22 protein-coding genes are annotated in these 22,218 nt (G+C 59.7%); 9 read left to right on the top strand and 13 right to left on the bottom strand.

What is annotated here, in order from left to right:
* Nucleotides 1-66 precede the first annotated feature (66 nt).
* Nucleotides 67-1,656 carry a winged helix-turn-helix domain-containing tetratricopeptide repeat protein gene (locus AC3IX1_RS17660; protein WP_489385173.1) on the bottom strand — a complete coding sequence of 530 codons (1,590 nt, stop codon included), beginning with the start codon at nucleotides 1,654-1,656 and terminating at the stop codon, nucleotides 67-69.
* 259 nt (nucleotides 1,657-1,915) lie between these two features.
* Here AC3IX1_RS17660 and AC3IX1_RS17655 point away from each other — a divergent pair, with 259 nt between their 5' ends.
* Together AC3IX1_RS17655 and AC3IX1_RS17650 are read left to right on the top strand one after the other, a co-directional pair.
* Complete coding sequence (locus tag AC3IX1_RS17655; RefSeq protein ID WP_489385172.1) at nucleotides 1,916-2,668, top strand: SDR family oxidoreductase; 753 nt, start codon at nucleotides 1,916-1,918, stop codon at nucleotides 2,666-2,668.
* 44 nt (nucleotides 2,669-2,712) lie between these two features.
* The gene (locus tag AC3IX1_RS17650; RefSeq protein WP_489385171.1) at nucleotides 2,713-3,126 is read left to right on the top strand and encodes a cupin domain-containing protein; all 414 of its coding nucleotides are present in this window, start codon (nucleotides 2,713-2,715) and stop codon (nucleotides 3,124-3,126) included.
* A gap of 64 nt (nucleotides 3,127-3,190) precedes the next feature.
* Here the strand turns inward: AC3IX1_RS17650 and AC3IX1_RS17645 are convergent, their stop codons facing one another.
* The 10 genes from AC3IX1_RS17645 to AC3IX1_RS17600 form a co-directional block, all read right to left on the bottom strand.
* Nucleotides 3,191-3,514 carry a hypothetical protein gene (locus tag AC3IX1_RS17645; protein ID WP_489385170.1) on the bottom strand — a complete coding sequence of 108 codons (324 nt, stop codon included), beginning with the start codon at nucleotides 3,512-3,514 and terminating at the stop codon, nucleotides 3,191-3,193.
* A gap of 152 nt (nucleotides 3,515-3,666) precedes the next feature.
* On the bottom strand, nucleotides 3,667-4,359 hold the full coding sequence (locus AC3IX1_RS17640; RefSeq protein ID WP_489385169.1) for an RES family NAD+ phosphorylase: 693 nt from the start codon (nucleotides 4,357-4,359) through the stop codon (nucleotides 3,667-3,669).
* A complete protein-coding gene (locus tag AC3IX1_RS17635; protein WP_489385168.1) occupies nucleotides 4,353-4,757 on the bottom strand; it encodes an antitoxin Xre-like helix-turn-helix domain-containing protein in 405 nt (134 codons plus the stop codon). Before AC3IX1_RS17635 ends, AC3IX1_RS17640 begins: the two co-directional genes overlap by 7 nt.
* A gap of 97 nt (nucleotides 4,758-4,854) precedes the next feature.
* On the bottom strand, nucleotides 4,855-6,351 hold the full coding sequence (locus AC3IX1_RS17630) for a methyl-accepting chemotaxis protein (protein ID WP_489385167.1): 1,497 nt from the start codon (nucleotides 6,349-6,351) through the stop codon (nucleotides 4,855-4,857).
* Nucleotides 6,352-6,734: 383 nt separating this feature from the next.
* Complete coding sequence (locus tag AC3IX1_RS17625) at nucleotides 6,735-6,869, bottom strand: hypothetical protein (RefSeq protein ID WP_008017234.1); 135 nt, start codon at nucleotides 6,867-6,869, stop codon at nucleotides 6,735-6,737.
* 38 nt (nucleotides 6,870-6,907) lie between these two features.
* On the bottom strand, nucleotides 6,908-7,330 hold the full coding sequence (locus AC3IX1_RS17620) for a hypothetical protein (RefSeq protein ID WP_489385166.1): 423 nt from the start codon (nucleotides 7,328-7,330) through the stop codon (nucleotides 6,908-6,910).
* A gap of 38 nt (nucleotides 7,331-7,368) precedes the next feature.
* Nucleotides 7,369-7,521, bottom strand: coding sequence for a hypothetical protein (locus AC3IX1_RS17615; protein WP_489385165.1), 153 nt, complete (start codon nucleotides 7,519-7,521; stop codon nucleotides 7,369-7,371).
* The gene (locus AC3IX1_RS17610) at nucleotides 7,521-8,867 is read right to left on the bottom strand and encodes a TonB-dependent siderophore receptor (protein ID WP_489385164.1); all 1,347 of its coding nucleotides are present in this window, start codon (nucleotides 8,865-8,867) and stop codon (nucleotides 7,521-7,523) included. Before AC3IX1_RS17610 ends, AC3IX1_RS17615 begins: the two co-directional genes overlap by 1 nt.
* Nucleotides 8,868-8,999: 132 nt before the next feature.
* Nucleotides 9,000-9,434: a GFA family protein gene (locus tag AC3IX1_RS17605; protein WP_489385163.1), complete on the bottom strand. Its 435-nt coding sequence runs from the start codon at nucleotides 9,432-9,434 to the stop codon at nucleotides 9,000-9,002.
* Nucleotides 9,435-9,505: 71 nt separating this feature from the next.
* A complete protein-coding gene (locus tag AC3IX1_RS17600) occupies nucleotides 9,506-10,447 on the bottom strand; it encodes a carbon-nitrogen hydrolase family protein (protein ID WP_489385162.1) in 942 nt (313 codons plus the stop codon).
* A 103-nt stretch (nucleotides 10,448-10,550) separates the two neighbouring features.
* Between AC3IX1_RS17600 and AC3IX1_RS17595 the strand changes: the two genes are divergently transcribed.
* Entirely contained in the window at nucleotides 10,551-11,246 is a 696-nt protein-coding gene (locus AC3IX1_RS17595; RefSeq protein WP_489385161.1) for a winged helix-turn-helix transcriptional regulator, read from the top strand.
* Nucleotides 11,247-11,338: 92 nt separating this feature from the next.
* Here AC3IX1_RS17595 and AC3IX1_RS17590 read toward each other — a convergent pair whose 3' ends face one another.
* The gene (locus AC3IX1_RS17590; protein WP_489385160.1) at nucleotides 11,339-12,643 is read right to left on the bottom strand and encodes an MFS transporter; all 1,305 of its coding nucleotides are present in this window, start codon (nucleotides 12,641-12,643) and stop codon (nucleotides 11,339-11,341) included.
* 221 nt (nucleotides 12,644-12,864) lie between these two features.
* Here AC3IX1_RS17590 and AC3IX1_RS17585 point away from each other — a divergent pair, with 221 nt between their 5' ends.
* From AC3IX1_RS17585 to AC3IX1_RS17575, 3 genes are all read left to right on the top strand, one after another.
* A complete protein-coding gene (locus tag AC3IX1_RS17585) occupies nucleotides 12,865-15,642 on the top strand; it encodes an AMP-binding protein (protein WP_489385159.1) in 2,778 nt (925 codons plus the stop codon).
* Between the two features lie 975 nt (nucleotides 15,643-16,617).
* Nucleotides 16,618-18,369, top strand: coding sequence for an S-type pyocin domain-containing protein (locus AC3IX1_RS17580; RefSeq protein WP_489385158.1), 1,752 nt, complete (start codon nucleotides 16,618-16,620; stop codon nucleotides 18,367-18,369).
* A gap of 17 nt (nucleotides 18,370-18,386) precedes the next feature.
* Nucleotides 18,387-18,659: a hypothetical protein gene (locus AC3IX1_RS17575; protein WP_489385157.1), complete on the top strand. Its 273-nt coding sequence runs from the start codon at nucleotides 18,387-18,389 to the stop codon at nucleotides 18,657-18,659.
* A gap of 155 nt (nucleotides 18,660-18,814) precedes the next feature.
* Here AC3IX1_RS17575 and AC3IX1_RS17570 read toward each other — a convergent pair whose 3' ends face one another.
* Nucleotides 18,815-19,087 carry a hypothetical protein gene (locus AC3IX1_RS17570; protein WP_095946406.1) on the bottom strand — a complete coding sequence of 91 codons (273 nt, stop codon included), beginning with the start codon at nucleotides 19,085-19,087 and terminating at the stop codon, nucleotides 18,815-18,817.
* Between the two features lie 296 nt (nucleotides 19,088-19,383).
* On the opposite strand from AC3IX1_RS17570, the gene AC3IX1_RS17565 reads away from it, so the two are divergent.
* The 3 genes from AC3IX1_RS17565 to AC3IX1_RS17555 all read left to right on the top strand — a co-directional run bounded on the left by AC3IX1_RS17565 (nucleotide 19,384) and on the right by AC3IX1_RS17555 (nucleotide 22,196).
* Nucleotides 19,384-20,742, top strand: coding sequence for an MATE family efflux transporter (locus tag AC3IX1_RS17565; RefSeq protein WP_489385156.1), 1,359 nt, complete (start codon nucleotides 19,384-19,386; stop codon nucleotides 20,740-20,742).
* 85 nt (nucleotides 20,743-20,827) lie between these two features.
* Complete coding sequence (locus AC3IX1_RS17560) at nucleotides 20,828-21,499, top strand: phosphoribosyltransferase (protein WP_489385155.1); 672 nt, start codon at nucleotides 20,828-20,830, stop codon at nucleotides 21,497-21,499.
* Nucleotides 21,500-21,626: 127 nt separating this feature from the next.
* Nucleotides 21,627-22,196, top strand: a complete 570-nt coding sequence (locus tag AC3IX1_RS17555) for a YceI family protein (RefSeq protein WP_489385154.1) — start codon at nucleotides 21,627-21,629, stop codon at nucleotides 22,194-22,196.
* Nucleotides 22,197-22,218: the final 22 nt, after the last annotated feature.

Here is a 22,218-nt window from a genome sequence, read left to right as displayed (position 1 = left end):
ATCAAAGCTTAGCTTACCGTTGCAAAGTGCAAGTTTTGCCAGGTGAAAGTCGTGTTCAGCGACCCATCACTCCGGCAACCCCGCCTTGCGCAGTCCATCGACGAACCGGGCGAAATCCTCAGGCCGTTGAATGGGCAGCCAGCCCTTGAGGGTGCACAGACGCAAAGATGGATCAAGCTTTTGCAGACGCTGCATCGCCAGATTCGCTTTATCCATTTGACCGCCGAGTGCAAGACTGGCCGCCACCAGTGCCGCCGCGACCAGCAGACTGGGCAGGTTGCCCAGCGCCTTTTCCGCCCAGTCCGCGGCGGCATCGAAGTGCCCGGCGAAGAAATGCGCAAGGGCCATCCCGACCTGCATCCTGAACATTTCCGGATCCAGCGGGCTCAAGCGAACGGCATGGTTCAAATGCTCGATGGCGGCGTCTGTTTCGCCGTGCAGCGCCCGCAGGATACCGCCCAGGAACCAGGCAGGGGCGAGGTTGGGATTGAGCAGGCGCGCCCGGTCGAGCAGTGCAATGCCGGCGTCGACTTCGCCGGCGAGATGAGCCAGCGCATGTCCGCCCCGGGTCAACGCGACGGCATCATCGCGGCCGAGGGTCACCGCCAGACGCGCGAGCCGTATGCCCTCGGCGATTTCTGCTGGTCGATCGGTCATCCAGCCATTGAGCTTGCGCCAGAAGTGGCACCAGGCGGCCATGCCATAGGCCGAAGCGAATTCCCCATCGAGTTCGATGGCCTGGTAGAACATCGGCAGCGCCTGCTCGATGGCTTCCCGGCTGCCGCTGTGCAGTTTTGCCATGGCCCGCAGGTAGTAGTCGTAGGCGTCCAGGCTTTCCGTCGGCTTGCGTTTGGCGCGTTCGATTTCTGCCCGTTCCAGTTGTGGCGCGATGGCACCGACGACGCTTTCGGTGATTTGGTCCTGCAATTCGAAGATGTCGTCGAGCAGGCCTTCGAAGCGCTCCGCCCAGATGTGCATCCCGGTCGTCGCGTCGATCAGTTGCCCGGTAATGCGCAGCCTGTTCCCGCATTTGCGCACGCTGCCTTCGAGCACGTAGCGCACACCCAACGCCTGGCCGACGCCCTGGGCGTCCACGGCCTGGCCCTTGTAGGTGAAGCTCGAATTGCGCGCGATGACGAACAGCCAGCGGATACGCGACAGGGCGGCGATGATGTCCTCCACCACGCCATCGGCGAAATACTCCTGCTCCGGATCACCGCTCAGGTTCTGGAAAGGCAGGACGGTGATCGAGGGTTTGTCCGGCAGGACGAGCATGGAAGAGGGGATTGGTTTCGGGGCAGCGCTCGCGCGCTCATCGATATCGGGTTGCCGCGCTTCCCCGGTCAAGTCCCCGTTGATCCGGCCAACGAAGCGATAGCCTTTGCGGGCAACGGTGCGTACCAGGCGCTGCTCCTCACCGGTATCGCCGATGGCCTTGCGCACGGCATTGATGTGGCTGGTGATCGTCGATTCCGAAACGATCCGGTCGCCCCACACCGCCTTGAGCAATTCGTCCTTGCTGACGACGCGATCGGGATTGTTGACGAACAGCAGCAACAGGTCGAAGACCTGCGGGCCGACGGCCACGACTTGTCCGCGCAAGGTCAGTTCCCGGCGCTCCTGATCGAGTACGTAGTCTTCAAACGTGAATGACAAGTTGAGCATCCCCTGGCGAAGCGCCCTCAACTCCGTGTCCCAGGCGGCTGGCGGTTGGTAACTGAGGCAGATGATACGGCAGCTCGACACCCGCTGCACCGTCTGCGGCAAGGGCGGCTGGAGTAACCTCAGTAGCCTTGGACATAAATCCAAGCGTTCGCCAAGGCAAACCCAAGCCCGGCGCAAGGACTTGCCTGGTGCGCGCAGGCAATCTCTCTACACCGACGCAATGGTTGCAGTCGACAAGTGGAGAACAGTCATGAAGATCGTCGTCATCGGAGGCTCCGGCCTCATCGGATCGAAACTTGTGAACACCCTGCGCGAGCGCGGCCATGACGCGCTCGCCGCCAGCCCAAGCACGGGCGTGAACAGCATCACCCGCGAAGGCCTGGCCGAAGCGATGGATGGTGCTGATGTGGTGGTCGACGTGGCGAACGCGCCGTCGTGGGAGGACCAGGCCGTTCTCGATTTCTTTGAAACGTCGAGCCGTAACCTGCTGGCTGCCGAAGCCGCCGCCGGGGTTCGTCATCACGTTGCCCTGTCGATTGTCGGGAGTGAACGGCTTCCCGATACCGGCTATTTCCGGGCCAAGGTCGCGCAGGAGGCCCTTATCAAGGCGTCGGGCATGCCTTACACCATTGTGCGTGCCACGCAGTTCTCCGAGTTTGCCGGAGGCATTGTCCAGTCGTTCGCCGTCGGCGATGAGATTCATGCTTCTCCGGCGCTGATCCAGCCGATTGCGTCCGACGACGTGGTGGCGGCGCTGGCCGATGTCGTGCTGGCAGCACCGGTCAATGGCACCGTTGAAGTCGGCGGCCCGGAAACCATGCCGATCGACGAACTGGCCAGGCGCTATCTGCGGGCGACCCAGGACAACCGCAAGGTCGTGCCGGTCGTGCATGCGCGCTACTTCGGCGCCGTGCTCAACGATCAATCGCTGGTCACCGGCAAGAACGCACGCCTGGGGGCGATTCGCTTCGACGACTGGCTCGCCCGGTCGACGGCGCAGTAACGAATCGCACCCTCACATTTCCCTACCAATCCAGGAGAAATCCCATGGTTACCCGATTGCTAATGGCCGCTGTCTTCGCCGCGCTCTCGATCAGCGCCGCAACGGCCGCCGAGCCGCCCCCCGGCAAGGTGACGGTGGTGTTCGACCGTCCCATTCCCAACATCCCCGGCAAGAGCATGAGGGGCGTGGTCGTCGAGTATGGGCCGGGTGCCGCATCGCCGGCCCACACCCATCCGAAAACGGCCTTCATCTATGCAACGGTGCTGGAGGGCTCGTTTCGCATCGAGGTCAAAGGCGAACCGGAAAAGATCTACAACGTCGGTGAAAACTTCGTAGAGGAGCCGGGTTCCGTGCACCTGGTCAGCGCCAACGCCAGCGACACCCAACCGGCACGCCTGTTGGCGGTGTTCGTCCTCGACACCGAGGAAAAGGTGCTCGTAACACCCATCAAACAGTGAACCACGAAAAAACCCGGCTGTTGAGGCCGGGCTTTTCGTTGAGTCCTGCGGTCAAGCACTGCATTCAGACAGCGCGGCTTTCGATCAAGCGGTCCGAACCACCTTCAGCGACGCGGTTCTGCAGCAGCTTGTCGGAACCGCCTTCGGCAACGCGGTTTTGCAGGAGCTTGTCGGAGCCGCCTTCGGCAACACGTTTTTCCAGCAGGCGATCCGAACCGCCTTCGGCCACACGGTTTTCGATCAGGCGATCGGAACCACCCTCGGCCACACGGCTTTCAATCAGACGATCCGAACCGCTTTCAGCGACCACAGGTTGAGCAGAGTTTGCGGCGAAAGCGTTAACTGCGAAAACCGAGAAAGCGATGCTGAGGAGGGTCTGGCGTTTCATGATGGTGTGCTCCTGGGTGCTTATGGGTTGGTATGGAGCAGATGTTACGCCGGGGATTTTTTAAGAGAACTTCATTGAATCAATGGTGACTATCGATGCTGTCAATGGCTCGAACACCGCCTGTATAAGCACCTCTTTTTGTGGTGAGGCCATCAGGCCTCACTGATCTGACTCACACTGGTGATCTGCCCATTCCAGACCATCTCGTAATGCGCCGTCTGCACAATCGACGCAACCGGCCTCGGCGTCATCAACGCCCAGCAATAACTGCCAGGCATGCGCACCGAGTGATAACGCAAACCCGGACAACCGGCATCCCGCACCGCCCGCCCCAGCACACGGGAATGGCTGTAGTCGTCCGGCGCATACACCGGATCGGTCAGTGGCAGGGCAGTAGCGTCCTTCATCCCGCCACCGCCAAAGGCACACGCCAACCCCCGAAACACAAACCGCTCATAGTTCAGCCTCGGCACCTTCGACCAATACAGCGCCTGGTGATGCCGCACCTCGGCCAACGCCGCTTCCATCGAGTCCGCCAGGTACAACACGCCAAAACTGCCGTCACTGAAGCGCGAGCCCGCCGGATTGACGTGGGTAAAGGGCGCAATCGCGTAGGAGCAACCGGGAATGCCGAACGGAATCTCGCTGCGCGCAATCAACTCCAGCTGACCCACCTCATTCTTCAACCGTGGATTGGTCAACGCCTGAATCTCGAACAACAGCTCAAACTCATCCGCATCCGCCACATCATCAAACAATGCAATGGGTGGAAACTTCGAATTGACCAGGCGATAAGCCTGCAACGACTGACCGGCAAACACCGCCAGCTCACTCGCCATCACCATTGCGCACCCCGCAGCATGTCGATGCGGCGGAAGGTTTCATACAGCGAAATCATGTCGCCCTGGGCCATGATCTCCAGCGGCGAACGCCCGTTGAAAAACTCGTTGTCGTTGGCCATGGAGGCAAAGCCATAGACGTTATCCGGGTTGTCGAACACCAGCCGCAACGTCGCGTGCATGTTCAGCACGAAGCTGATGCGCTGCATCTGATCCGCATCCAGCGCCACCGCCCAATCCGGGTCACGCTGACGGGCGCGGGTGTAGGTACTGCGGGAAATACGCAGGATGCGACAGGCCTGGTCGCTGGTGGCTTTCCACTTTTCCAGAATGCTCACGGCGGCGCGCAGACCGGTGACGCATTGGTTTTTGCTGAAGGATTGGGGTTGCAGGGGGACGGCCATGATCAATACCTATCTTGACTCCATAGACTCAAAGATAGGTTTATTGAATCTATAGATCAAATAAGTTCGACCAACGGAAAACTTCCCGCGTCGAACATCACTGATGAAACGTCCGCCCCAACGCATCCAGCCGAGTCGCAATAGGCGGCAAGCGCCGACTGCTCAACGCCAGGGTTTCCACATCATCCGCTGTGTTCTGCGCAATGCTCTGCACCGACTGCAAGCGCCCGACAATCTCGAAACTCGCCGTGGACTGTTCGCGGGTCGTCGTGACGATCCGCCCGTTGAGTTCATCAATCTGCAAGATGTCGCTGCCCACCGCCTGCAACATCGCCGCCGCCAACTGACTGTCCTCGACACAGCGCTCCACACCTTCGCGGCTGTCCTGCATGGCCTCCACGGCTTTGCGGCTGCCTTGCTGCAAGGCCTCGATGATGGTCCGGATTTCCTTGGTGGACACCGCCGTGCGTTGCGCCAGGCTGCGCACTTCATCGGCCACCACCGCAAAGCCCCGGCCTTGCTCGCCGGCACGGGCGGCTTCAATCGCCGCGTTGAGCGCCAACAAGTTGGTCTGCTCGGCAATGCTGCTGATCACTTCCAGCACCTTTCCGATCTGCTGCGCCTGCCCGGCCAGCACCTGCACGGTCTGGTTGGTGCCTTCCAGGCGCGACGCCAACTGGGTGATTTCCTGCCGCGCACGGTTCACGCTTTCCTGCCCACGGGTGACTTGCGCGCTGGCCTGGCCGGCATGTTCAACGGCATGCTCGACATGCACCACGATGTGCTCCATCGCATCGCCCATGCGCTGCATCGAACTGGTCATCTGCGCGATTTCCGTCAACTGATGCTTCGCGCCTTTCTCCAGTGTATTACTGGCCTTGGCCAACTCCTGGCCCAACTGACCCAAACCCTGAGAGTCACGCACCACGCCGTCCACCAACGCGGTGATCTGCCCCAGGAACTGATCGAAGCGCTGCGCCAGCGACACATGCACTTGCGCCTTGTCACCCTGGCCGGCACCAGCGGTGAACTGGGACGTGGTGGCGAGCATCTTGTCCAGCATGTCCTGGCTTTCCACCGCGTCGGCCTGACTGTGCAGCGCCAGATAGAGCAGTGCGACGGTCTCCATCACCACATAAAAGGCGTGAACGAACACCATCGTCCAGCCACCGTGATGGGCCATCACAAACACCGGAAAACCCTGATGCTGCAGCACATGAAACACCACGTGATGCAGCGCAATCGCCACTGCCGCCACCAGAATCGGCAGCCAGTCCCGATAAAACGTCAACACCGCCAACAACGCAAAAATCCCGAAGTGCGACTCAATCACCCCCTCGGCCTGATTGATATGCAGCGCCGCCATCACCATCAAACCCACGCCCAGTAAACAGCGCATCAACCGCGACCCGCCGATGGCGCGATACAGCAGCGTCAACAACACACTGGTGCCACCGCCCACCAGCAGCGCCTGCTTGAAGGTGTCGTGCCAGAACGCCAGGCCGACAGCGAAAGCGAACATCAGCCAGATCAGGCCCAGCATGATGCGGTCGGCTTTGCGGTAGTGGTCGAGGAAACGAGGGGGGAAGGGCATGTACGCTTACTCCATGTATACGAACCGGGAAAAAGCTGAGGTAGGACTGATACCGGAAGAAAAACCTGACACCGACCCCGTGGCGAGGGAGCTTGCTCCCGCTGGGCTGCGAAGCGGCCCCAAAAAATGGGACTGCTGTGCAGTCCAGCGGGAGCAAGCTCCCTCGCCACAGGATTTTTATCGCTTGAGCCATTGTGGCAAATCGATTGCCGGCAAGGTCGAGGTGTATTTGAGAAGCCGTGGAGAGCGTAGCCCTTGGCCATCATTCTTGGCAGGTACGACGTCGCTTGTGGAAAACAATGTCCGATATAGAGGCAAGTAATGCTGAAGTGACGGGGAGTACGACAGGCTCCGTTGCAAGGCCTGTCGTACACCCGAGGTCATTACGACTTTTTCGACGGATAGTTGCCGCGCAAACCACCGGACTTGTTGCCGGTTTTGCTCGGCAGGTTCGGCACTAGCGGGCGGGATCTGGGTTGAGGGTTGGAGCGGCTTTGGGGTTGAGGTTGTTTGCTCATGGTTCGCCTCCTGATTTTTCAGGGTCGCGCGAAGTGGTTTACTCATGAAGTTTAGCTAATCGACTGTGGGCTGGGTCGATTGGCACTTGGGGGATGTGTTGTGAACGAACAGTTTTTTCGGCCCCATTGATAGACCCCTTTACGCAATTTGAAATCCAAAGGTTCATGGCCGAAGAAATGCTGGGGGCGTCTTGTTGTTTCATTCGAATTGAATCGAGTAGACGAAAAAAAGCCCGCGATGGGGAGTGCGGGCTGGAAAACACAAAAGGAGCTGGATCGACCGTATGCCAATGGATGTGAAAATACTGTGATGGATGGCTGATCACTTGCTCGCGCAGAAATTGGTTTTTCGGCTGGCGAATGTCATTTTGGAAGTTGCTCGCAGTCAAATCGCCAAGCGTTGGAAGGTTCGGTGCTGTTGCTGGCCAATCTGGTGCGAGCTTGAGTTTTCGTCGTGTCACTTGGGGCCGCATTGAACTGCGCCGACCCGCCTGGTGCCTTAGAAGCGATACTTCGCTGAAGCTGTGATGCTGCGCGGTGCGCCGTACGTAAGGGCACCATAGGCATCGAAGATGTCGAAGTACTTCTCGTCGGTGACGTTGTCAGCATTCACCTGCGCCGAGAGGTTTTCGGTGATCTCGTAGCGAGCCATCAGGTTGACCAGGGCATAGGCATCCTGCTGGATCTTCTCGTAGTTACCTGCCGGGTTTCGCTGTAGCCGTAGTCTGTCCGCGGGCCCCAGATCGGTTCCGGAAAATCGCCGTTGTAGGCATCGAAGTTGGCAACACCGTCAAAGCCGGTTTGCGCATTGAGTGCATCGGCATCGAATTTCTGCTTGCTGTCTACATAACCGAAGGCCGCTTCATGCTCGCGGCCCAGCAGCGAGAACGGGCCATTGAAGCGGATGCCGTAGTCGTCCTGGGTGGTCTTGGTCTTGTAGGTCGCCGGGAACGAAGACATACCGGCACTACCGTTCTGGCCCGGATTGCCAGAGGGGTACAGCAGGGAAGAGTCGCCGGTTCGCTCGCCACGGTTGTAGCTGAGGTTGACCTGCCAGTCGTTGGCGAAGGTGTGATCGAGATTGACGAAGTAGGTATCGTAGGTGGTGTCCCACTTGCTCCATTTGGCGGAGGTTGTCTTCGAGCGACTCCAGTTTGTACGGCTGCCGTCCGCGTACCAGACCGGCAGGCCACCCCACATCGGCGAGTCGGCGTTGTTTTCCTGGTGGCTCAAACCGAACCACAGCGTGGTGTCGGGCGTCAGGTCGATGTCCATCGTGCCGTAGAGGGTCTGGCGCTTGTTGGAGTTCATGTCGATCCAGGTATCGCCTTCGTTGGTTTCCCCGACCAGCCGTGCGCGAATGGTGCCTTCCTTGTTCAACGCCGTGGACACATCGGCCTCGACGCCATAGGTGTCCCATGTGCCGGCGCTCAGTTCTACCGAACCCTTCAGGTCAGTGCTGTAGGCGCGCTTGCGTACCATGTTGAGAGACGCGGAAGGGTCGCCCGCGCCGGTCATCAAGCCGTTGGCGCCACGGACCACTTCAACGCGGTCGTACATGGCCAGGCTGCTGAAGATTTCCCCTGAACTCCAAGGCTGCTCGAAGATGGTAGGTACACCATCGATCATCAGCGAGTTGAGCTCAAAGCCGTGGGCGTTGAACTGTGCCCGGCTGGTCTCGTAACGGTTGACCGACACACCCGTGGCATTGTTGACCACGTCGAGGATCGTACGCAGATCCTGGTCTTGAATGCGCTGCTGGGTGACGACACTGACCGACTGCGGAGTTTCGCGCAGCGACATGCTCAACGGTGTCGCCGTGCGCGCAGCGTCAGTGGTGAAAGAGTGGGTGTCTTCGGTGACGCCGATTCGCTCTTGGGTGGCAGTCTCCGTGATAGCGATAGGCGCCAGGGTCAAATAACTTCCAGTCTCGGCCGGATCAGTCTGTTCCGCCGCCTGTAGAGATGGAGCCGCGACAGTGATACCGACTGCAAGCATGTGCACTGCGAGGGCCAAAGGCACGCGGCACTGTCGTACGCGACTGGAGCGCGCATTCTCGACGCGCTCAGAGTAGACCTTGCGCCACCTGCGCCCGAAACTGCCGCCCGATCACACCCATCGGTGCCAGCGCTATTCGTCCACGCTGACGCCCGATCCCCCCAATTCGCTGGGGATATCCTTCAGCTTGGGCAGCCCGTCTTTGATGCGCAGCCTGGCCTCCTGATAGTGGACGTGAACGCCTGGCGAATACGCGAGATCCGGGATGACAGCGGCATACACATCGATGAGCCCCATCCCGGGGTGTTCGGTGAAGATGTGCCCGCCGCAACTCTTGCACCATTTGCGATAACTCTGCGGTGTCTTGTTGTAGGTGCCAATGTTGTCAGCCCCCCGAGTTACTTGCACCGCCTCGGGTTTCCACAGCGTGAAGGCATTGACCGGCGCGGCTGACCAATGTCGACACGACTCGCAATGGCAATAGCCCATTGCGGCCGGCTCACCGCTGACGGTGAACTCGACTGCGCCGCAAAAACAACTGCCTTTGTAAGACCTTTGAATGCTCATGGAATGACTCCTTCATCAGTTGTTACGCATACCGCCGAAGTTGGGATGGATCGCCTGAGCGTTGGTTGGCTTCACCCGTCGATGTAGCGCACCGCTGTCGCCGGCGTGCGTCGCACCTGCAGTTCGAAAATGTCAGGGCGCGCATAGTGCCCGGTGACGTCGAGCGTCCGCCGCGCTGGCGCCACGAGTGAGACGTCGATGTCCGCATACACAATGCCTGCCTCTCGGTGTAAGGGACCGGCTGTGATCCGGCCTTGAGGGTTGACCACCACCGAGTCGCCGTCGTTGATCCACTCGTCCGGATCGGGAAACAGTTGCATGCGAGCCGGAAAGTCGTCGGGAATGTCGCTGCCGCGCAGCAAGGTGCCACTGCCGATCACCCAGCATCGACCTTCTAGTGCAATGTGGCGCATCGTGCTGATCCAGCCATCGCCACTGTCATACGTGGGTGCGATGTAGATCTCCACCCCTTGGGCATACAGTGAATAGCGTGCCAGCGGCATGTAGCTTTCCCAGCAGATGAGTGTGCCAACACGGCCGACCGGTGTATCGACCGTACGTAACCCGCTTGCATCACCGAAGCCATGCACCATGCGCTCGGGATTGGTTGGCATCAGCTTGCGGTGGCGGTTGAGCACTTCGCCGTTCGTACCGATTACGACTACGCTGTTGTAGAGCGTGCCGCCGCCATGGCGCCGCTCGCATTCATTGATGCCGCACACGATCGTCACGGCGTGAACGCTGGCGGCTTCGCACAATTCGCTCAGGTCACCGTTCGCAATATCGACGGCGTTGGCCAGCAGCCGTGCATGCAACTGGCCCATTAAAGCCCCGTCCCTTCCCGCCGCCAGCCGCCAGATCCATGACGGGTAACCTGGAATGAACTGTTCGGGTAAAACGATCAGCGAGGCTCCCGCCGCCGCGGCCTCAGCGACCGATTGCACGGCTCGGGCGATTGTCGCGCTGCGATCGAGCAGCACTGGCGGCCGCTGAATGATGGCTATCTTGGTCATGGCGTTCTCCTGAGACGGTGGCTTTCGCAGGTTTGAGCGTGCACGTGGCGAAGTCGCGAGGCTAGTTCAGAATCTGAAGCGTTGTAGTTGCGGAGTACAGGCGATGGAAGAAAGCTACGGTCAGTTTTGTACGGTCGCGCGCGGTGCTGAAGCACTGTGCGAGCGCTGGACGCCCTTGGTCGTGCGCGAGCTGCTATGCGGCAGTAAGCGCTTCAATGAACTGCACCGTGGCGTACCACGGATGTCCACCAGCTTGCTGGCACAGCGGCTGCGCCACCTGGAAGATATCGGTGTTATACATCGCACGGCCGCAGGCAAAGTCTGGGAGTACAGCCTGACCGACGCAGGCGAGGAATTGCGCCCCATCATCATGGCGCTAGGCCATTGGGGCGCGCGTTGGATCGGCAGTCGCCTTCGCGATAACGAACTCGACGCGGGCCTGCTCATGTGGGACGTGCGCCGGTTCGCGCGCATCGAGATGTTCCCGTCCCGGTCGGTGGTCATCCACTTCAAGTTCCGCGACGCGCGGTCCGGCGAGCAAGAGTGGTGGCTTGTGGTCGAACATGGTGTGGCAGATCTGTGCCGCGACGACCCCGGACGCGAACTCACGCTCGTCGTGGACTCTAGCGTGCGCGCGTTGACCGAGGTGTGGACCGGCGATCGCACACCAAGGGAGGTTCTTCAGTCGCGAGAGCTGCGTGTAGACGGCGCTGTGCAGGATGCGGAAAACTTGTGGCGCTGGCTTGGCACGAGTGCGTTCGCCGGTAGCCGGAGCGCTGCAATCCAGCCTTTGCAATAGCCATCGAGAAAAGTAAGCGTTCGACCGTCCGTATATGGCCGAATTGAGGCAGTCGCGACAGGCGAAAACTGACTCAATATGGACAATCCCTCTCACTTTCCGAGATTCTCGGTACGGCTGACAGCTGCCTGCCGCCCGCGCTCGAGGTCGACGCCGGCCAGGATCAGCAGGCCGACCACGAAATAGCTGCCGGTGATCAGCATCGCCAAGCGGTGATCGCCACCGGACAGCCAACTGGTCAGGCCGTAAGTCATGGGGCCGAGGATTGCCGACAGTTTGACCGCCAGCCCCCAGAGGCCGAAGAACTCCGCCAGGCGCGTCGGCGGCGCCAGCAGACCGACTATCGCGCGGCCGGCCGATTGGCTTGAGCCCATGCACAGGCCGGCGAGGTTGGCCGCCAGCCAGAACAGCCCGGGGCCACTGGCGAACCAGACCAGACCGACCATGCTGAGCCAGCCCAGCAGGGTCAGCGCCAGCGTGGCGCGATGGCCGAGGCGGTCCTGCAGCCAACCGAACAGCACGGCACCGATGGCGGCCGTGATGTTCACCACGAAAATCAGCAGCAGCGTGTCCTGGGTACTGAAGCTCATGACCTGATTGGCATAGATGGCCGCCAGGGTGATCACCGCCGAGATACCGGCCTGGTAGCAGACGGTGCAGGCAAGGAAGCGCAGCAGGTCACGATAGCGGTCGGCTTCGCGCAGCGTTTGCGCAAAGCGCGCCAGCGCCGCTTGCGCCATAGGTATGTCGCCGCGCCCTGGCTGCGGCTGGCTGCGTTCGCGCAGGAACAGGAAGGTCGGCACGCTGGCTACGGCGAACAGGGCCGCGGTAATCAGCATGCACACCGGCACGAACTGCGCTGCAGTCTGGCCCTGCGCCTGGGCCCGGCTGACAAAGGCCAGGCAGGCGCCCAGGCTGACCAGACCGCCGAGATAGCCGAACCCCCAGCCCCAACCGGACACCTTGCCCAAGGCCTCCGCACGGGCGAGTTGGGGCAGAAAGGCGGCGATCAGGTTCTCGCCGCAGCCGAAGCAGAAGTTGGATAGCACGATGAACAGGATCGCGACACCGAGCTCCCCCGGCCCGGCCAGCGCGAGTCCAGCAGTGAAGACGACGCAACCGAGCGTGCTGAACAGCAGCAGGCGCTTCTTGCAGGCGAAGGCGTCGGCGTAGGCGCCGATCAGCGGCGCGGTCAGGATGATCAGGACATAGGAGAGGGCAGTGGCGCTGGTCCAAGCCAGCGTACCCCAGGCTTCGCCCTTGGCGACCACAGCGACGAAGTAGGCATTGAAGACGGCTGTGATCACCACTGTCGTGTAGCCGGAGTTGGCGAAATCGAACATCGCCCAGGCCCAGATTTCTCGGCGTGTCACTCCGGGGGCAAGGCTGGCTGGCATGGCGATCTCTCCATAGGCGCTGCGTCCTTGAGAGCCTAGCCCTGGCTCCGCCATCCCGCGAGCGCAGCAATCGATGATGGCATTCCCAGTCGCCGCCATAGGCGCATAATGGCAATTGGCAAGGATCTACACACAGAGTGTCCTGTCATGAGGGGCCGCCGATGTCTCGTCCGCCTCCAGAAACGTGCGCCGTTCCCCATTCCGATGGGGACGCGGAGAAATTGCTCGAAATTGTCCGGCGCACCGTGGTCGAGTTGCGCCCGCAGGTGGCAGAAGGTTTGCACGTCACCTTGCACAGCGTGTTGGACCGGGACCTGGGCGTAGACAGTCTGGCCCGAGTCGAATTGTGGTCACGTATCGAGCACGAATTCGCTGTGCGCTTACCGGAAAGTCTGTTCGCCTCGGCGGAAACCCCCGGCGATGTACTGCGCGTACTGCACAGCAGACAGGGTGCCGAGTCGGTACGTCCGTTGTCCTCCAGCGACTCCAGCGAGGCCCCGACAGCAACGGGGCAGACGCCGGACGCCGCGCGGACCTTGATCGAGGTGCTGGAATGGCATGTGCGCCATCAGCCGCAACGTCCCCATGTGCGCCTGCTGGATGAAAGTGAGCAGCTGGAGGACATCAGTTATGGCGCCTTGCACCAGGACGCTCTGGCCGTTGCCGCAGGACTGCAACGCAGTGGCTTGCAGGCGGGTCAGACCGTGGCCCTGATGCTGCCCACCGGGCGCGACTTTCTCCATGGCTTTTTCGGAACTCTGTTGGCCGGTGGTGTGCCGGTGCCCATCTACCCACCGCTACGCCTGTCGCAGATAGAGGATCATCTGCGCCGCCAGGCCGGCATCCTGCGCAACGCCGAAGTCAAAGTGCTGATTACTGTGCCGCAAGCGAAGCTGCTCGCCCGATTGCTCCAGCCGCAGGTACCGAGTCTGACTCGCATCGCCAGTGTGGCCGAGCTGACAGGCGCGGGGGGCGAGTGTGTCACACCGGCGCGGCAACCGGATGACATCGCCTTCCTGCAGTACACCTCGGGCAGTACTGGCCAGCCCAAGGGTGTAATGGTCAGCCATGCCAACGTGCTGGCCAATCTGCGCGCCATGGGCAGGGCGCTGAAGGTGGGGCCGCAGGACGTGTTCGTCAGTTGGTTGCCCATGTACCACGACATGGGCCTGATCGGTGCCTGGCTGGGCAGCCTGTATTACGGCTACAGCCTGGTGCTGATGTCGCCGTTGGCTTTCCTTGCGCGGCCGGCGCGTTGGCTATGGACCATCGATCGCTTGCGCGGCACGTTGTCGGCGGCGCCCAACTTCGCCTACGAACTGTGCCTGAGCAAACTCGCTGACGCCGACCTCGAGGGCCTGGACCTGAGCAGTTGGCGCGTGGCCTTCAATGGTGCCGAGCCGGTCAGCCCGGATACTTTGCAACGCTTCACCGAGCGTTTCGTTCGCTATGGCTTGGCGCCCACCGCGCTGGCGCCGGTCTATGGGTTGGCCGAGGCCACGTTGGGCGTGGCGTTTCCTCCTTTGAACCGAGGGCCGCTGATCGACCGGGTGCAGCGCGAGGCGTTCCAGGCCCGCGGCCATGCGCTGCCCGCCGAAGCCGACGCCAGCGCAACGCTGCGCTTCGTCTCCAGCGGCCGGCCGCTGCCGGGCCATCAGATTCGCATCGTCGATGGCAGCGGGGTCGAAGTCCCAGAGCGCAGCGAAGGTCATCTGCAATTCAGCGGTCCGTCCACCACCGGTGGCTACTACCGTAACCCCGAAGAGACCCGCCGGGTGCTGCACGATGGCTGGTTCGACTCGCTCGACTTCGCCTACATGGCAGGCGGTGAGGTCTACCTGACCGGCCGCGCCAAGGACCTGATCATCCGTGCCGGGCGCAACATCTATCCCTATGATGTCGAAGCGGCGGTCGGCAACTTGCCCGGTCTGCGCAAAGGCTGCATTGCGGTGTTCGGCAGTCCTGACCCGGCCACCGGCACCGAGCGCCTGGTGGTGTTGGCGGAAAGCTACGAGAAGGAAGCTGCCGCGCGGCAACGCCTGCAGCAGGAAGTCAATCGCATCGTGGTCGACCTCACCGGTGTGCCGCCTGACGACATCGTTCTGGCGCCACCGCATAGCGTACTGAAGACCTCCAGCGGCAAGATTCGCCGTGCTGCCAGCCGCGAACTGTATGAGCGAGGCGAAGTGGATCGGCCGCACCTTGCTGTGTGGCGTCAGTTACTGCGCCTGGTGCTGCAGGCCGTACGCGGGCATATCGGCCGCAGCTGGCGGAGCTGCCGTGCCGCGCTGTATGCCGCTTACATCTGGCTGCTGTTCTGGCTGGTCACACCGCTGACCTGGCTGGGCGTCGCGCTCCTGCCGCGCCAGCGTTGGTGCCGCAGCTTTACCCGCGCAGCCGCACGGCTGTTCGTGCGCCTGGCGGGGGTGCCGTTCAGCGTCACGGGGCTGGAGCGCCTGCCAGAGTCAAGGGTGAGCGTGCTGGCCGTAAACCATGCCAGCTACCTCGACGGCATCATTCTCTGCGCAGCCCTGCCGCCGCAGTTCAGCTTCGTTGCCAAGCGCGAACTGGCTGAGCAGTGGATTGCCGGCCTGTTCCTGCGCAAGCTCGGCGCCCGCTTTGTCGAACGCTTCGACCTGCAGCGCAGCGCCGCAGACACCGAGCCCCTGGCCGAGGCGCTACAGGCTGGCCAGCCGCTGGTGTTCTTCCCCGAGGGGACCTTTACCCGGGAACCAGGCTTGCGCACCTTCCACATGGGCGCCTTCGTGCTCGCCGCGCGTGTCGGCGTGCCGCTGCTGCCGGTCGCAATCCGCGGCACGCGCAGGGTGCTGCGCGACGGTCAGTGGTTCCCGCGCCACGGTGCAATCCACGTCAATGTCTGCCCTGCGCTGTTGGCGCAGGGGCCGGGCTGGATAGAGGCAATCAAGCTGCGGGATGCAACGATAGCGGTGCTGCTGGAGCATCTGGATGAATCTGAACGGGCCGAGCTCGCAGGTTAGGCGATGACTTCGCCGGTGCAGGCTTTCCAGAGCTGATTAAAGAGTGGGCAAGCGTCAAAAGCTAAACTGGATTCTTATCCTTTATCGAACAAGGCTGATATCGACATCTGCTGTGAGTGACCGCTTCTGGCCGTTCTCTGCCGGTCATGACTGGCTGTTTCTGGCCGATTTTTGCCTGCCCCGAAGCGCTGAAAACGATCCAAAGCCATCATTGGAAGTGCTTGGTATTGCGACTCTGGCATACGCCAAGCCGGCATCATTCCCTCACCACAACCGTGCCTCTGCCTCGTCATATTTACTGGCGACTTTCAAAAAGGTTTCCGCCCACCCACTACTGAGACTGAGTTCTTGCAGCGGACCTGTTGGCGCAAAAAGTACAGCAAAGTGGGTTCTTGCGGGCAGCCCCCCCAGCTCTAAGCGAGTTGATCAACCCCTCCAGTTCTGCTTTTGCTTCATCGCTGTCAGCCCAAAAAGACCAGCAGAAATCATTCTCAGGAAGCGATATCAATTCGAGGGATGCCTCCAGCACATGGATGAGGAGCTCAAGAGGGGTGTTGTGTGGAGTTGATCCACGGACTAACTGCTTTGTACGGTTAATCTCCATAAGGCATCCATGCGTCAAACCGACGAAAAAAAGATGAAGCCTGGCGCGCTTCGCCAGGATCGGGCCTCAGAACAAATAAACCACTTTTCTCGTCAGACAAAAAAACGGGCACCTTTGATGCCCGTTTTCCTTTACTCAGAAGCCAGCGCCCGCAACCGCCGCCTAATCACATCTATCAAGTCACAACCATCGTGCAACGGAATGGCCAACTGTGAGGATTTTGCTGGAAGCCGCAGAGGTTGTTTGGGCCTAATGCTATTTTTCGCGCGATGCATGCAGTAAATATTGAAGTATTGAAATTGCTACGTTGTTGCGACATAACTTTTGTTCTGTCTATTTTATGGAATTAATATTGTTGCATGGAGTGCTATATGCAAAAACCAATTACACATTATTCACCTTTAATAACGCCTGAATCTCGACAGGTTCAAGCTACAGAAGCCCAAGTTTTTCCTTCAAGCTTCGATAGTGTTTTGTTTTGGGATGGGACTGTCCCGGCAGTTACTACGCCCCATAGTATTGAGAGTACCAAAAACCCCAGTAACGCATACCAAAAGTTGGAGGCGATAGGGCTTTCGGTGCACGATCAGATAACGAGTGTTTTTTCTGGTGCTACACCGAATGTTCGAAGTTATCTAGAAAAACGCATAGTCGCAGCCATTGATGGGCAGGAGTTCAATGCGTTGGAAGCTGCCTTAAAAAAGAAAGCGATCATCGTAGAGCTTCTGCAACGGGCCAGAATCCACAGAAGTTGGCATGATGCACTACTATATAATGGTTTAGACGCATTGTCGCTAAACAGAGAAATGAGTGCCGCAGGATTTGCATCGAATACGGATGCAGAAGACGATATGGCATTGCGACAAAGCTTTTATGAAGAATACCTATTATCGCTAACTGCCGCCTACGTTAAACGAATCCTTGTCGAAGCCATCTCCATTCTGGAGGATGCTTCCACAACTGAAGACGCTGCAATCCATCACGCCTTGGCAAGGGGCGAAGTCGCTTACACCTACAGGTTACATATTGGTAATGGCATAGAAGCGGGAACTGTGGCGGGTGCCATTGCCATCCATTTCGCCGAAGGTTGGACCTTCGGGGCAGTGATCCATGGAGGCATTAAGTTGTTGTCAGGGTTGGGGGAGGCCCTTATCAGTCGGGCCACTGCTGTTGGGATCGGGGCCTTGTTCTATTCACCTGATCTTGCTAACGGCGAACGCTTTCCTCAAACCGTTCTCACATTATCCGGTAGCACTTTTTTGCCAAAGCTGCCGTCAAACCTGAATGAAATCGCCGCTACCGAAGGAACCATTGACCTTCCTTATCGGATTTTTGGCGACCTTAACCAATACACACTTGTTGCAACCCCGGCTGGAGGGAGTGTCTCGGAAAAAGTGCCAGTGCGAGCATTGGCATTCGATCCAACGACCAGCGCCTACAGTTTCACGTCAAACGATACACCGCCCATTATCCTCAGTTTTCCAATTATTCACTTGGGAAACGGCTCGACAACTTCGCCTGCCCGCCCTGCGCAAGTACCGACTTACACTGGAGTTACGCTGTCGCCATTGCTTGTGCAGCCTGAAACCTTACCCGCGGTCGAATTGCCTGATTTCAGGGATTGCATTTACTGCTTTCCGATTGAAAGCGGTCTGCCGCCAATCTACGTTGTTTTTAATAGTCCTTATGAAGGAGCAACCACAAGGGGAAAATACAGCGGTCGACTTTTCAATCCTGCCAAAGCTGGAGGCCCAATCCTCGATCTCGATTGGACAAGTGCTACCGTGAGCCAAGCGGGTATTGACCTGGTAAAATTACATACGGGACGCTTTGGGCCTTCGGACGCCAATGCCATCATGATTGATCGATTGGAAAAAATCCTACGGGGTGAATTGATAATTATGGCAGTCGACAAGCGTTTCTATACTCATGAGCTCAGAGAACTCGAACGTTTCAGAGCATTAGGTGTAGCTGACGGTGTAAACTCGAACGACGGTGTCATTTGGAACAACACCCACGCAGCGACACTGGAAGACTACAAGCTAAAAGATGATTTTGAACTACTCTACACGCCCGAGGCTATAGAGGCCGATAACAAACAAACGGACAGAGAGTCTAAGTAAACAGGAGGAATAAAACGATGAGCGCCATAAAAACCATCGTACTAAACGAGAAACCTGAAGAGGTAATTTTATTTCTTACCAAAAATGAATTAGGCATCTCCTTTCCTCGGCTTGATGGCCTTTATAATCGGGCTAACTGGGCGCATGTGGAGAACAACATAGGGCTATTGAACCTTGTCCAGAAAATGTGTGATGCCGGTTTTATCAAATATAGTGGGGGCGGAGTTGTGAGAGGGCCCAACTGGAGAGAGCCGGCATTCATGCTCGAAGGCAAATATACCTTTGATTGACAGCACCAAGTGCCTGAACGCAGGTGCCAGAGAACGGTGACAGTAGCCATCATTTCGTGGTCATCCGGTTCCCTTGTCCAGTTGTTTAAATCATCGAAGGTTTCCCAGGTTGAGCCGCTGCCGCAGCGGCTCTTCTCTTTGTTACGGGAATATTGCTACTCCGCAGCCTGCGCTCGCAACCGCCGCCCAATCACATCCATCAAGTCACAACCATCGCGCAACGGAATGACCAGCAACTTGGAAAAGTCCTCCAACACCACGGTGTCGCAACCGAGTTCGGATCGGTAGGCGATGTTTTCCAGTACCTGGGTGACAGTGCGAATGCGGTAATCCGCCATGGCTTGCAGTACGTCGAGTGGGGCTTGGGTGTCGATGAGCAGGGAGGCCGGAACCAGGTCGATTCCGGTGAGGGGCATGTATCGATTCATTTTGAATGATCTCAGTTTGATGGGCTCAAGGCCGTCAGTCGGTCATTCTCTGTTGTCAGGTCGCCAAACCCGAATCGCTTTCTGAGCGACGGCGCCGACTATAAGCCCCATGAGATCAGCGAGGGAAGGTGAGGCATTCCGAGCTTCATGTAGGACTCGCGACGATGAAACTTCAGACCTTTCACATAACGTCGCTGGAAATATAAACACAGACCTGAGATGTTCACGGCCCCTTGGATTCAGCCTCCCACGCTATCCTTAATCATCGCTCACGCCGTCGAGATGGACCTTCCCGAATGCAAACCCCGAACCCCCAACGCCCCCTCTGGAAAACCTACCTGTTTTTCCTCGCCCCGATGGTCCTGTCGAATTTCCTGCAATCGATGTCCGGCACGGTCAACAGCATCTACATCGGCCAGATGCTCGGCACCCAGGCGCTGGCGGCGGTGTCGGGGATGTTCCCCATTGTGTTTTTCTTCATCGCCCTGGTGATCGGCCTTGGCGCGGGCGCGGGGGTGTTGATCGGGCAGGCGTGGGGGGCGCGGGAGACGCATCTGGTGAAGGCGATTGCCGGGGCGACGTTGTTGTTGGGGGTGTTGATCGGGTTGGTGGCGGCGGTGGTGGGGAGTGTGTTTGCGCGGTCGGCGTTGGTGGGGTTGGGGACGCCGGCGGATGTGCTGGACGATGCGGTGGCGTATGCCCATGTGATGTTATGGATCATGCCGTCATTGCTGGTGTTTGTGTTGTTCACGCAGTTATTGCGCGGGGTGAGCGATACCTTGTCGCCGTTGTTGGCGCTGGTGGTGTCGACCATTGTCGGGCTGGCGCTGACGCCGGCGTTGATTCGCGGGTGGTTGGGTTTTGCGCCGATGGGGATTCAGAGTGCGGCGATTGCCGGGCTGGTGGGTAACCTTGTGGCGATGGGGTTGCTGGCGTGGCGCTTGCTTGGCAAGGGCCATCCACTGGCACCGGACCGCGAGTTCTTCGCGGCGATGAAGCTGGACATGGCGATTCTCGGCAAGGTGTTGCGCATCGGTTTGCCCACCGGGTTGCAGATGGTGGTGTTGTCGCTGTCGGAGCTGGTGATTCTGGCGCTGGTGAACCAGCACGGGTCCCAGGCGACGGCGGCGTATGGCGCGGTGACGCAGATCGTCAATTACGTGCAGTTCCCGGCGCTGTCGATTGCGATTACCGCGTCGATCCTTGGGGCGCAGGCGATTGGGGCAGGGCGCATCGAGCGCATCGGGCCGATTTTGAAGACTGGACTGATGATTAACGTGTGTTTGACCGGTGGCCTGGTGGTGCTCGGGTACTTGTTATCGAGCTGGTTGCTGGCGTCGTTCCTCACTGAAGAGGCGACGCTCAACATGGCTGAGCACCTGTTGCACATCATGCTCTGGAGCCTGTTGGTGTTTGGCTTTCAGGCGATCATCGGCGGGATCATGCGCGCCAGCGGCACGGTGATGGTGCCGGTGGCGATTTCCATTGTGTGCGTGGTGGGCGTGCAGTTGCCGGCGGCGTATCTGCTGGATGCGAAGTTCGGGCTGCAAGGGGTGTGGATGGCGTTTCCGGTGGCGTATCTGGGGATGCTGGTGTTGCAGACGCTGTATTACAAACTGGTGTGGCAGCATCAGAAGATTGAGCGGTTGGTATAGCCCATTGCGCTTGATGTCGGCCTGCATGAGGTCGACAATTTGGGGGCTGTGAGCCAACAGGCGCCATCGCCTGGGGAGGTTTCAAATGAGCCCCTTGTCCCATTCCGTCCTGCAAGACCGGCCGGCAGCCGGGCGGCGTTTGATTGAGCCGTTGCTGCCTTACGCCAATCGCTCCGATGTCATCGTTCTGGCTTTGCCCCGTGGCGGCGTGCCGGTGGCTTATGAGGTGGCCACGGCGCTGAAGGTTCGCCTGGACCTGATGCTGGTGCGCAAGCTTGGCGTGCCGTCCCACCCGGAGTACGCCATGGGAGCGATTGCCAGCGGTGGTGTCCAGATTCGTAATGAAGAGGCGCTGCGGGTGCATCCGATTGCCAAGGCTGCATTCGACGCGGTGGTCGAACGGGAAAGCCGCGAGCTGTTGCGCCGCGAGCAGGTCTACCGGGGCAAGCGGCCGGCGGTGCAGATCAAGGATCAGGTGGTGATCCTGATCGACGACGGCCTGGCCACCGGCGCTTCGATGAGGGCGGCGATCCAGGCGCTGCGGGTGCAGGCGCCATCGCGCATCGTGGTGGCGGTGCCGGTGGCGCCGATCGAAACGGTGCAGGCGCTGCGCAGCGAGGTGGATGAGTTGATCTGCCCGCTGATGCCCGAGTGGTTCATGTCGATTGGCCATTGGTACATGGATTTTTCCCAGACCTCGGATGCCGAGGTGATCGACCTGTTGCAGCGGGCGTGGCAGCGCGAGGGGGGCGGGTAGCTCGGGCAGGTGGTCGCAAATCAACGGGTGAGGTGGAATAAACGCCGGTTGTTTGCTTTAGTCCATCTGATGCCACCCGATCTGTGCGGCACGCCAACTCAAGACGGGAGCCCTCCCGGAGAGTGCCATGAACCTTCGATCCGCGCGTTTCGTCGCTCTGGCCGGCACGTTGGTGTTCGGCCTGGTGCCGTTTGCTGGAGCCGTGGAATACAAGGAGGTGAACGCCAGGGCCAGCACCTTGAGCTTCACCTATGTGCAGATGGGTTCGAAAGCCTACGGCACCTTTGGCAAGTTCAAGGCCAAACTCGACTTCGACACCGATAACCCCGGCGCCGCCCATGCCGCGCTGACCATCGATCTGAAAAGCATCGATGCCGGCAGCAGCGACGCCAACACCGAGCTGCAAAAACCGGCGTGGTTCGACACCGCGACTTATCCGGTGGCGACCTTCGAGTCGACGTCCATCAAGGCCCAGGGCGATAAACGCTACACCATCACCGGCAAGCTTTCCCTGCGCGGGCTCACTCGGGAAGTGAGTGTGCCGGTGCTGCTGAAGTCGGAGAGCGCCATCGGCATCTTCGAGGGCCAACTGGTGCTCAAGCGTGACGACTTCAAGATAGGCGAGGGCGAGTGGGCGGACAGTGTGGTGTCCAACGAGATCAATATCCGTTTTCGGATGGTGGCGCCGCAGCGGTAGCTGCCAGGCACTTTGCCGATAG

It is taken from the genome of Pseudomonas sp. KH_046_2 (assembly GCF_057838985.1).
This window is presented reverse-complemented; position numbering and strand designations above follow the sequence as displayed.

What these genes read in the sequence shown, in the direction of transcription:
- AC3IX1_RS17615 (WP_489385165.1), bottom strand. Translation starts at nt 7,521, where the DNA reads ATGGCTCGCTACGAGATCACCGAAAACCTCTCGGCGCAGGTGAATGCT.
- AC3IX1_RS17655 (WP_489385172.1), top strand. Translation starts at nt 1,916, where the DNA reads ATGAAGATCGTCGTCATCGGAGGCTCCGGCCTCATCGGATCGAAACTT.
- AC3IX1_RS17645 (WP_489385170.1), bottom strand. Translation starts at nt 3,514, where the DNA reads ATGAAACGCCAGACCCTCCTCAGCATCGCTTTCTCGGTTTTCGCAGTT.
- AC3IX1_RS17575 (WP_489385157.1), top strand. Translation starts at nt 18,387, where the DNA reads ATGAGCGCCATAAAAACCATCGTACTAAACGAGAAACCTGAAGAGGTA.
- AC3IX1_RS17565 (WP_489385156.1), top strand. Translation starts at nt 19,384, where the DNA reads ATGCAAACCCCGAACCCCCAACGCCCCCTCTGGAAAACCTACCTGTTT.
- AC3IX1_RS17570 (WP_095946406.1), bottom strand. Translation starts at nt 19,087, where the DNA reads ATGAATCGATACATGCCCCTCACCGGAATCGACCTGGTTCCGGCCTCC.
- AC3IX1_RS17630 (WP_489385167.1), bottom strand. Translation starts at nt 6,351, where the DNA reads ATGCCCTTCCCCCCTCGTTTCCTCGACCACTACCGCAAAGCCGACCGC.
- AC3IX1_RS17625 (WP_008017234.1), bottom strand. Translation starts at nt 6,869, where the DNA reads ATGAGCAAACAACCTCAACCCCAAAGCCGCTCCAACCCTCAACCCAGA.
- AC3IX1_RS17555 (WP_489385154.1), top strand. Translation starts at nt 21,627, where the DNA reads ATGAACCTTCGATCCGCGCGTTTCGTCGCTCTGGCCGGCACGTTGGTG.
- AC3IX1_RS17635 (WP_489385168.1), bottom strand. Translation starts at nt 4,757, where the DNA reads ATGGCCGTCCCCCTGCAACCCCAATCCTTCAGCAAAAACCAATGCGTC.
- AC3IX1_RS17640 (WP_489385169.1), bottom strand. Translation starts at nt 4,359, where the DNA reads ATGGTGATGGCGAGTGAGCTGGCGGTGTTTGCCGGTCAGTCGTTGCAG.
- AC3IX1_RS17600 (WP_489385162.1), bottom strand. Translation starts at nt 10,447, where the DNA reads ATGACCAAGATAGCCATCATTCAGCGGCCGCCAGTGCTGCTCGATCGC.
- AC3IX1_RS17590 (WP_489385160.1), bottom strand. Translation starts at nt 12,643, where the DNA reads ATGCCAGCCAGCCTTGCCCCCGGAGTGACACGCCGAGAAATCTGGGCC.
- AC3IX1_RS17560 (WP_489385155.1), top strand. Translation starts at nt 20,828, where the DNA reads ATGAGCCCCTTGTCCCATTCCGTCCTGCAAGACCGGCCGGCAGCCGGG.
- AC3IX1_RS17605 (WP_489385163.1), bottom strand. Translation starts at nt 9,434, where the DNA reads ATGAGCATTCAAAGGTCTTACAAAGGCAGTTGTTTTTGCGGCGCAGTC.
- AC3IX1_RS17595 (WP_489385161.1), top strand. Translation starts at nt 10,551, where the DNA reads ATGGAAGAAAGCTACGGTCAGTTTTGTACGGTCGCGCGCGGTGCTGAA.
- AC3IX1_RS17580 (WP_489385158.1), top strand. Translation starts at nt 16,618, where the DNA reads ATGCAAAAACCAATTACACATTATTCACCTTTAATAACGCCTGAATCT.
- AC3IX1_RS17610 (WP_489385164.1), bottom strand. Translation starts at nt 8,867, where the DNA reads ATGCTTGCAGTCGGTATCACTGTCGCGGCTCCATCTCTACAGGCGGCG.
- AC3IX1_RS17650 (WP_489385171.1), top strand. Translation starts at nt 2,713, where the DNA reads ATGGTTACCCGATTGCTAATGGCCGCTGTCTTCGCCGCGCTCTCGATC.